The organism is Sphingosinicella sp. (assembly GCF_052387495.1).
Lineage (GTDB): Bacteria > Pseudomonadota > Alphaproteobacteria > Sphingomonadales > Sphingomonadaceae > Allosphingosinicella.
Genome location: NZ_JBQTJC010000241.1, coordinates 1 through 4587, shown reverse-complemented (window position 1 = coordinate 4587; position 4587 = coordinate 1). Strand labels below are relative to the sequence as shown.

General features: G+C 69.7%; 6 protein-coding genes. 4 read left to right on the top strand and 2 right to left on the bottom strand.

Annotated elements, in window-relative coordinates:
- A partial coding sequence (locus ACT4N8_RS13390) for an extensin family protein (RefSeq protein ID WP_444858622.1) occupies positions 1-445 on the bottom strand: 445 nt, incomplete at its 3' end.
- 151 nt (positions 446-596) lie between these two features.
- Here ACT4N8_RS13390 and ACT4N8_RS13385 point away from each other — a divergent pair.
- The 4 genes from ACT4N8_RS13385 to ACT4N8_RS13370 all read left to right on the top strand — a co-directional run bounded on the left by ACT4N8_RS13385 (position 597) and on the right by ACT4N8_RS13370 (position 4328).
- Positions 597-1751, top strand: coding sequence for a phosphoserine transaminase (locus tag ACT4N8_RS13385; RefSeq protein WP_444858621.1), 1155 nt, complete (start codon positions 597-599; stop codon positions 1749-1751).
- Positions 1752-1850: 99 nt separating this feature from the next.
- Complete coding sequence (serA, locus tag ACT4N8_RS13380) at positions 1851-3428, top strand: phosphoglycerate dehydrogenase (RefSeq protein ID WP_444858620.1); 1578 nt, start codon at positions 1851-1853, stop codon at positions 3426-3428.
- A gap of 33 nt (positions 3429-3461) precedes the next feature.
- A complete protein-coding gene (locus tag ACT4N8_RS13375) occupies positions 3462-3854 on the top strand; it encodes a cupredoxin domain-containing protein (RefSeq protein WP_444858619.1) in 393 nt (130 codons plus the stop codon).
- A 54-nt stretch (positions 3855-3908) separates the two neighbouring features.
- On the top strand, positions 3909-4328 hold the full coding sequence (locus ACT4N8_RS13370) for a hypothetical protein (RefSeq protein ID WP_444858618.1): 420 nt from the start codon (positions 3909-3911) through the stop codon (positions 4326-4328).
- Here the strand turns inward: ACT4N8_RS13370 and ACT4N8_RS13365 are convergent.
- On the bottom strand, positions 4282-4587 hold a 306-nt coding region (locus ACT4N8_RS13365; protein ID WP_444858617.1), incomplete at its 5' end, for a CHRD domain-containing protein. The two genes, ACT4N8_RS13370 and ACT4N8_RS13365, sit on opposite strands and share 47 nt — an antisense overlap.

Sequence of the window (4587 nt, the reverse complement as noted above, 5' to 3'; positions counted from 1 at the left end):
CGTCGACCGCGTTGGCGAAGGCATGTTCGGAGAGGCGCCCGCCCGCCTGGCCGTTGACGCCGCGGCAGGCATAGCTGCCGAAGGTCTCGATCCGCCGCACCGGCGCGCCCAGGTGGCGCGTCGCAGCCGGCTGCACCGTATCGCGCGTCCCGCGCGCGAACTGACGCGCGAGCGGGCAGGTCATCGCGCCGAGATTGGTGACCGGCGTGCCGATCTCGGTGAGCTGGACAGCGCCCAGGGCCGTGCAGCCGCCGCCGAAGCTGCGGTCGGCCAGCACCCGAAAGCCGATCCGCTCGCGCGCCAGATCGAGATGGCATTGCAGGGTGGCGGGGTCGTTGCGGTCGGCGCGGCCGGGCGCGTCGGTGCGCGGCGCCGGCCCGCGCGGCTCGCCCCGCGGGATGCAGGCGGCCAGCGCCAGCAACGCCAAGATGATCCCCCGCCGCATCGGGCGGAATCGTGATTCAGCCGGGCGCCTGGGTCAACAAAGACGAGTCGAAGCGTGAATGGCTTGCGGCGGGCGGCGGCGCTCTCTACCCGGATCGACGGGCCACGCCGTCCCAACGCGGCGCGCGCTCTCTGGAAGGAGAGACGTTGAGATGATTGTTCCGAAGCCGGAGACGCGGCCATCGCGTCCCCATTTCTCCTCCGGCCCCTGCGCCAAGCCGCCGGGCTGGGCTGCCTCCAAGCTCGCCACCGGCTCGCTCGGCCGCTCGCACCGCTCCAAGCTCGGCAAGGCGCGGCTCGCCCACGCGATCGAGTTGACCCGCCACGTGCTTCGCCTCCCCGCGGGCCACCGGATCGGCATCGTCCCGGCCTCCGACACCGGCGCGGTCGAGATGGCGCTCTGGGGCCTGCTCGGGCCGCGGCCCGTTACCCTGCTCGCCTGGGAGAGCTTCGGCGAGGGCTGGGTCACCGACGTGGTCAAGCAATTGAAGCTCGAGGCATCGGTGCTGCGCGCCGATTATGGCGCGCTTCCGGACCTTGGCGCGGTCGATCCGTCGAGCGACGCCGTCTTCACCTGGAACGGCACCACCTCGGGCGTGCGCGTGCCGGACGGCGAGTGGATCGCGGCGGACCGCGAGGGGCTCACCATTTGCGATGCGACGTCGGCGGCGTTCGCCGTCGATCTTCCGTGGGAGAAGATCGATGTCGCGACCTACTCCTGGCAGAAGGTGCTGGGCGGCGAGGGCGGCCACGGCATGCTGATCCTCTCGCCTCGCGCGGTGGAGCGGCTCGAAAGTCACGCCCCAAGCTGGCCGCTGCCGAAGATCTTCCGCCTGACCAAGAGCGGCGCACTGATCGAGGGCATCTTCAGGGGCGAGACGATCAACACACCGTCGATGCTCGCGGTCGAGGATTATATCTGGGCGCTGGAATGGGCCGAGCTGCAGGGCGGCCTTCACGCGCTCATCGCCCGCGCCGACGCCAATGCCGCTGCGCTCGACGAATGGGTCGAGGCGACGGACTGGGTCGAGCATCTCGCCGCCGATCCGGCGACGCGAAGCAACACCAGCGTCTGCCTCAAATTCGCCGAGGCGGCGGTGGCCGGGATGGACGCCGAGGCCAGGCGCGCGCTGGCCAAGAAGATCGACTCGCTGCTGGAGGCGGAGGACGCCGCCTATGACGTCGCCGGCTATCGCGACGCGCCGCCGGGACGTCGCGTCTGGTGCGGCGCCACCGTCGAGACCGATGACGTGATCGCGCTCGGCCCCTGGCTCGATTGGGCCTTCCATAAGGCGACGGAGAGTTAGCTCGTCGCCCCGGCGAACGCCGGGGCCTCAGCGAGAAATGGCGCACGCACCCCCTCACCCGACGAGATCCCGGCCTTCGCCGGGATGACGGAGAAAAGAATGCCCAAAGTGCTGATTTCCGATGCGATGGACCCGAAGGCAGCGGAGATATTCCGCGCCAATGGGATCGAGGTGGACGAAAGGCCCGGCCTTTCCAAGGACGAGCTGGCCGCGATTGTCGGCGATTATGACGGCCTCGCCATCCGCTCGGCGACCAAGGTCACCGCCGCCCTGCTCGACGCCGCGCCCAACCTCAAGGTAATCGGCCGGGCCGGGATCGGCGTCGACAATGTCGATGTCGCCGCCGCTACGGCGCGCGGCGTGGTCGTGATGAACACGCCGCTCGGCAATTCGATCACCACCGCCGAGCATGCCATCGCCTTGATGTTCGCGCTCGCCCGGGAGCTGCCGCAAGCCGACGCCTCGACCCAGGCGGGCAAGTGGGAGAAAAACCGCTTCATGGGGGTCGAACTGACCTCGAAGACGCTGGGCCTGATCGGCTGCGGCAATATCGGCTCGATCGTCGCCGACCGCGCGCTCGGCCTCAGGATGAAGGTGGTCGCCTACGATCCCTTCCTGACGCCGGAGCGCGCGCTCGACCTCGGCGTCGAGAAGGTCGAGCTCGACGAGCTGCTCGCCCGCGCCGACTTCATCACCCTGCACACGCCGCTCACCGAGCAGACCCGCGACATCCTCTCCGCCGCCAATCTGGCGAAGACGAAGAAGGGCGTGCGCATCGTCAATTGCGCGCGCGGCGGCCTGATCGACGAGGCGGCGCTCAGGGAGGCTCTGGATTCGGGCCATGTCGCGGGCGCGGCGCTCGACGTCTTCACCGAGGAGCCGGCGAAGGAGAACCCGCTGTTCGGTGCGCCCGGGCTGGTCGCGACCCCGCATCTCGGCGCCTCGACCACCGAGGCGCAGGTCAATGTCGCGATCCAGATCGCCGAGCAGATGTCCGATTTCCTGATCCGCGGCGGCGTCGCCAACGCGCTCAACATGCCCTCGCTCACCGCCGAGGAGGCGCCGAAGCTGCGCCCCTATATGGCGCTGGCCGAGAAGCTCGGCAGCCTCGTCGGCCAAGTCGAGGGCAATCGCATCCAGGGCGTCGCGATCGAGGTCGAGGGCGCGGCGGCCGAGCTCAACCAGAAGCCGATCACGGGCGCCGTGCTCGCCGGGCTGATGAAGGTCTATTCGGACACGGTGAACATGGTCAACGCGCCTTTCCTGGCGAGGGAACGCGGCCTCGACCTCAGGGAAATCCGCCACGACCGCGAGGGCGATTATCACACGCTGCTTCGCCTCACCGTCGACACGCCAGACGGGCCGCGCTCGGTCGCCGGCACCCTGTTCGGCAATGCCAGCCCGCGCCTCGTCGACATGTTCGGCGTCGGCATCGAGGCCGAGCTCGACGGCGAGATGATCTATTTCGTCAACGAGGACCGGCCCGGCTTCATCGGCCGGCTCGGCACCGCCTTGGGCGAGGCGGAGGTCAATATCGCCACCTTCCACCTCGGCCGCCGCGCCGCGGGCGGCGAGGCGGTCGCTTTAGTCTCGGTCGACGGCCATATCGGCGCCGGGCTGGTCGCGGAACTCAAGGCGCTGCCGGGCGTAAAACTGGTCAAGCCGTTGCGCTTTTGACCCCTGCCGCCGCGCGACGGAACCGGAGGTCCGATGCGCCGCCTGCTTTTTGCTCTCACGCTGCTTGTCCTCGCCGTTCCGGCTTCCGCACAACCGCCCGAATGGCGCACCGCGCCCGAATATGACGTGCTGCTTCGCCCCTGGGCCTATCAGCCCAAGGTGATCCGGCTGCGTGCCGGCGAGCCGGTGCGGCTGCGCTTCGTCAATCAGGGGCAGGCGACCCACAGCTTCTCGGCGCCCGCTTTCTTCCGCGCCGCGCGGGTGCGCGGGAGGGACGCCGGGCTGGTCGCGGACGGCGGCCTTCGCCTCGCCCCCGGCGAGCGGGTCACGATCGCTTTGGTCCCCGCCCCCGGCCGCTATGCCGCGAGCAGCCACAACTTCGTCCAGCGCTTGCTCGGCATGCACGGCGTGATCATCGTCGAATGACCGCTTGAATGCTCCCTCGTGTATTACTATTATAATACACGAGGGAGAATGAGGATGCCCAAGGTCAGGATTCCCAAGCGCGTCGGCGGGGTGAAAATCCCGAAGAAGGTACGCAAGCGCGCCAACAAGGCGATCAGCGATGTGAACAATGCCGCGGTGCGCGAGCTGGCCTCCGCCGCGATCGGCGCGGCGGCGGGCGCGAGACGCGCCCGGGCGCGGGTCCGCTTCGCCGACGACGGGCCGGATCTGGACGGCGGCGTGTCGGTGCGGATCGACGCCGACAAGTTCGGCGAGGCGTTCCGCGCCGCCGCGATCGACGGCTTCCGCCGCTTCCTCGAAGGGTTCGAGGAAGGGCTGCGGGAGGCCGCCGCTCCGGCCGAGCCCATACGGCCCGAGCCGGCGCCGGCCAGACCGAGGAAGCGGAAGGCTAGCGGCCGCTCTGGCCCGTCGGCCGCGGCTGGCGCTGGCGAATGACGCGGCCGCCGCGCAGCTGACCGCGGATCGCGCCCGCTGGGAAGGCGGGATTGTGTACGTTCACGTAGAAATCATGCCCGCGCATGCTGATCTGGCGCGCGAGCATGAGATCGACGATCTGGCAGCCCTGGCTGCGGCCGGCGGCGTCCGGTGTGGTCAGCGTGACCACCGGCGGACCCGCGCTGCCCGCGGCGCCGCGATGGATATGCGCCGCCGTCGCCGGGTCGATCTGGCGGGCATAGAGATTCCAGCAGAGATT

Bases quoted from the DNA above. Each gene is read 5' to 3' on its own strand.
- ACT4N8_RS13370 (WP_444858618.1), top strand. From the start codon at position 3,909: ATGCCCAAGGTCAGGATTCCCAAGCGCGTCGGCGGGGTGAAAATCCCG.
- serA (WP_444858620.1), top strand. From the start codon at position 1,851: ATGCCCAAAGTGCTGATTTCCGATGCGATGGACCCGAAGGCAGCGGAG.
- ACT4N8_RS13375 (WP_444858619.1), top strand. From the start codon at position 3,462: ATGCGCCGCCTGCTTTTTGCTCTCACGCTGCTTGTCCTCGCCGTTCCG.
- ACT4N8_RS13385 (WP_444858621.1), top strand. From the start codon at position 597: ATGATTGTTCCGAAGCCGGAGACGCGGCCATCGCGTCCCCATTTCTCC.